General features: G+C 50.3%; 2 protein-coding genes and 2 pseudogenes. 1 reads left to right on the top strand and 3 read right to left on the bottom strand.

The window, feature by feature from the left end; all coding sequences use genetic code 11:
• Positions 1–124 precede the first annotated feature (124 nt).
• Positions 125–394: a HigA family addiction module antitoxin gene (locus ABF979_RS16410; RefSeq protein WP_415560753.1), complete on the bottom strand. Its 270-nt coding sequence runs from the start codon at positions 392–394 to the stop codon at positions 125–127.
• A 947-nt stretch (positions 395–1,341) separates the two neighbouring features.
• Here ABF979_RS16410 and ABF979_RS16405 point away from each other — a divergent pair.
• A complete protein-coding gene (locus ABF979_RS16405) occupies positions 1,342–3,147 on the top strand; it encodes a DEAD/DEAH box helicase (protein ID WP_415560752.1) in 1,806 nt (601 codons plus the stop codon).
• A 420-nt stretch (positions 3,148–3,567) separates the two neighbouring features.
• Here ABF979_RS16405 and ABF979_RS16400 read toward each other — a convergent pair.
• Positions 3,568–4,315, bottom strand: a pseudogene (locus tag ABF979_RS16400) (IS5 family transposase); the annotation flags it as partial.
• Between the two features lie 77 nt (positions 4,316–4,392).
• Positions 4,393–4,506: pseudogene (locus ABF979_RS16395) on the bottom strand (IS5/IS1182 family transposase); the annotation flags it as partial.
• Positions 4,507–4,692: the final 186 nt, after the last annotated feature.

Here is a 4,692-nt window from a genome sequence, read left to right as displayed (position 1 = left end):
CTCATAATCAGAATGCCCAGGTTATGCTATGCAAATTTTATGTAATGAGGGCTAAAAATTTAGCGGCTAAATTCTCAATGATTTATTTTTTCGGAAGAATTTATCGTAAAGTTGATAATAAATTCTAGATGTTTCTATTATTTACATTCTGCCATTCATCATAAGCCGATTGCATTCTGTTCCAAAGGGTGGGGCCATTGCCGCAGAGCTTACCAATACGAACAGCAACAACGGGACTGATAGGCTTATTCTCTGACAAAATATCATGAAGGTGTTGACGGGAAATACCGAGCAACGCCGCAATTTCGCCATTCGTTTTGCCAAGGGTTGGAAGAACGTCTTCCCGCAGTATTTCGCCCGGATGTGTGGGGCAGCGGTTAGGGTTGGGCCTCATCGGGTGCTCCTGATAGTTGTGTTTGATGTCTATAATAAAAGCATCTTGTGATTAGTATCAAAAGTGATGTGTGTTTCTATCCACACACACTGAAGATCATGACGACTCATTGACCATTCTTTGCCCTTAGTAGGGTCGAGATTTAACACCTCAGTTTTAGCGGCTAAATTTTTTCTAGCGTTTTACGGCGGTAGCCGATCCTCAGCAGGACAAGACACCGTTGAGCTGTAGGCGAATAAGTGTTGTGTGAAGGGTGCACCCTTCACCTGTCCTGCCCAGCGTTATCGCTGATATTAGAGCCATTTAGTGACATCGAACATGGGCGAGAACGATAAAAACCTGTGTTTATCCGAGATTTGCGCAAAAAAAGTTCGGCAAAAGCTGCGATTACCTGTCAAAATCTGCGCGTAACGGTACGCATAAATCTAATGAAGTTCGAAAATTCTATAATAATTGCCATTAGGTTGGGATAACCGAATGCATAGGGTCGGTTGGCTACGTTGTCATAGCTCTTCCTGTATAGGAGAGTAGCAAGAATAAGTGCCTCCCTCTCCGGGATTGGCGAGCATGTCCACTTCCTAGTGCCCGTCCCGCGAAACGAGGCGTTCCGCTTTTCTCCCATTTCCACCGGTCGGTTCAATGGAAACAGAGCGGACGGGCAGCCGCCGCCTTCATGCCAGACACGCGACATAGCGATTTGATTTCCGCCTAGCGGACAGTCTGGAAATATCCTTCGAATGTCCATTAAACGGTCTTTTTCTAGACAACCAAAAAAATCACTTATTTAACTTTGTTATTGACGCTATCTGATTATTAAAATTTCCATCCATATTTCTATGTCTTAGTATTATCAATAAAACAACGCATCATTTAGTTGATTGAAAAAGACTGCCATGGTCAGTGGCACCTATCATGACACAGCACTCTCTCCCTACGGAATGAACCATATGACAAACCCTTTTCAGGATCGTGAACCACACATTGAGGCTAATGAACGTATTCGGACGCCTCAAAAGGGCGTATTTCGCGCTCTGACCGAGGTATTCGGCACGGGCGATGAAGAACGTGAGTTCGCAGTGATACTGCCGGTAGGGTGTGGCAAGTCTGGCAGCATCACTATATCGCCCTTTGCCTTCCGTTCGAGGCGGACGCTGGTAGTCGCTCCCGGTGTGGCAATAGCAGAGCAATTAGCCCGTGATTTTGATCCGTCCAACCCTAATATGTTCTATCAGAAATGCGCCGTGCTCACCGGCGCGCCTTATCCTGAGCCTGTCGAAATCCGAGGCACGACTACCAACCGGTCTGATTTAGACGAAGCGGACGTCGTCATCACTAATATTCAGCAGTTGCAAGGCGGCAACTCGAACCGCTGGCTGCGTCAACTACCGGCCGACTATTTCGACCTGATTCTCGTCGATGAGGGGCACCACGGCGTAGCTGAGAGCTGGCAAGCTCTCAAAGCGCAGTTTCCCGAAGCAAAGATCGTCAATTTCAGCGCGACCCCGATGCGTGCCGATGGCCAGCTCATGGAGGGGCGGGTCATCTACACTTACCCTATATTCGAGGCAATCCGTGAAGGCTATGTCAAACGCCTTAAGGCCGTACAGCTGAATCCTCGCACGCTCCGGTATGTGCGCCGCGAAGACGGTCAGGAGATTGAGGTGGGCCTTGACGAGGTACGTAGACTAGGCGAAGAGGACGCCGATTTCCGCCGCAGCATCGTAACTTCTACCGAAACGCTTAACACCATTGTGGATGCTTCCATCCGTGAACTCTACCGGCTGCGTGAGGAAACTGGCGACAGCCGACTGAAGATTATTGCCTCTGCCCTCAATTATGAGCATTGCCGACAAGTCGTCGAAGCCTACGTTGCACGGGGCCTGCACGCGGATTATGTACATTCACGAGAGAACGCGCCGGCGAACAAGAAAGTGATGCAGCGGTTGGAAAGTCACGAACTCGACGTGATTGTCCAGGTGCGCAAACTTGGCGAAGGGTTCGACCATCCGTACCTGTCCGTGGCTGCCGTGTTCAGCATCTTTAGCAACCTATCTCCTTTCGTTCAGTTCGTAGGCCGCATCATGCGTGTCATAAGGCAGAACGCTCCCGGCGACGTCCTCAACCAAGGCGTTGTCGTGTTTCATGCAGGAGCGAACATCGCTAGACGCTGGGCTGACTTTCAGGAGTTCAGCGAAGCCGACCGCGACTACTTCGACCAATTGCTGCCTGTGGAGCTTGTCGATCCATCTCATGCGCCCGCCGAAAGACAAGTGGAGCCCGTTCCTCATGACTTGGACAATGTGGAGGTGCGCAGCCAGTCCGATGTGCACGTTGAGGAAATTCCACTTTTGCTGGACGCTGCGGCCTTAGCCGCCCTTCGCGTGCTGCAGGAGCGCGGATATACTACGGCTGACGTTGCGACCGCCTACCAGACGCTGCAGCCACTTCCGACTACTCGTGTACGCAAGCGACAGGCGATGCGCAACGGACTTTCGATCCGAGTTCAAACGGCAGCTGGGCGAATTCTCGGCGAGCGGGGCATCAACCCGAATGGTCGTGAACTCGATACGCGCCGCCTCGGCAAGACGAACGTGGTCGTGATGATTGCTGCAATTAACAATCAGGTGAATACCTTTGTCGGTATGGGAACGGGACAACGGCACGAGTTTTCGCGCGAGATGCTTGAGCAGATTGACCAAGGGTTCGACGGTATTCTCGAGGCGGCAGTAACGGAGGTGTTCGATGGCAATTAAGTCGCTCGTTACCCATGTCGAAATAGACACCGCAGGGAAGGCCCATAACTGTCAAGCCAGTGCCAAGCACCGTATTGAGAAGGGCGATATGCGTCTGAAGGTCAGAAACAGCCGGAGTTGGGACCACTACTGCGTAGACTGTGCGAAGAAAATAATTGGAAGGGACATAGAGAAGCTCAAATTGATCCAAGAAGCGTGGCCTGCAGCGGAATAGTTAGATCATGTTTTTACTGAGAACAATCGAGAGCTGACGTCACTCCAAATGCATGTCCGCTGTTTTGATTTCTAATCCACCAGCGGACATTTTTCTTGCCCTCTGATCTGCCTGTCTGCTCAGTGATACAAAAGCAGACAGGCGGCAGTCGCCTTCATATCGGCCATACAGGAGATTGGGAGAGTTTCCTGAAAGCTGACATTCGCGAAGATAAAACTCGCGGCAATGCGGATTGCAGACATGAATGTATGAGCACAGCGGTCATATCTGGTGGCGACACGCCGCCAGTCCTTGAGTTTTGCGAACATATTTTCGATCAGGTGACGCTTTTTATACAGATTCCAGTCATAAGATGGCTTTGATTTCCGGTTTTCTTCGGCGAAATACAGGCAGTGATATTCCGGTCTGCGCGCAACTGCCTAATTTTATTACTGTCGTATCCCCGGCCCCCGAGAACTTCTTCTGTCTCTTCTGGCAGATTTGCCAGCAGAACATCCGCACCTTTGAAGTCGATGACCTGCCCTGCCGTCAGATAAAGTCGGACCGGTCGTCCCTGACCATCACAGACAGCATGGAGTTTTGAGTTCAGCCCGCCTTTTGCGCGTCCGATATGGCGGGGAAAAGCCCCTTTTTAAGCAGGGAGGCCGATGTCCAGTGAGCCTTGAGATATGTCGCATCGATCATCAGGCGCTTCGATCGGCCCGCCTGCTCAGTCAGTGCAGTGAAAATCCGGTCGAAAATACCCAGACGGCTCCAGCGGATGAAGCGATTGTATAAAGTCTTGTGCGAGCCATACGCTTTCGGGGCATCTTTCCACTGAAGGCCGTTGCGGATCACATAAACAATCCCGCTCAGGACACGACGGTCATCCACACGCGGAACCCCATGTGCGAGAGGGAAATACGGCCTGATCCGTTCCATCTGGCGCTCGGACAGCAAAAACACGTCACTCACAGGCTCACCCTCCATCAGTTAAGCCTGTGAATCACAACACACCGCTCAACTCAATGAATTAACAGGTCTTGAGCCTAATACGCCTGAGCCTTCTCCAGATCGAGGCGGAACGCTTCAAAGTCCACAGTCCGGGAAAACGCTTCAAGCTGATCGCCAAGCCCTTCAACATCAAAGAAACTGCTCTGCTTCATCTTCCATCCTTCCCAATCAACGCAGGAAAGATGGAATCACAGACAACCGTTCAGAGCCAGAGGATTTTTCGAACCCTTCAGGCTATCCAAATAAATTAAATTCAACTACAATATTTTCTATATCATTTATTATATCAAGAATTTCTTCTGATGGGTCTAACTGTGACTTTACAATATCATTTGCCC

Source organism: Gluconobacter sp. (assembly GCF_047723935.1).
Taxonomy (GTDB): Bacteria; Pseudomonadota; Alphaproteobacteria; order Acetobacterales; family Acetobacteraceae; genus Gluconobacter.
Note: the sequence above shows the minus strand (reverse complement) of the source record. Positions and strands in the feature narration are given on the sequence as shown.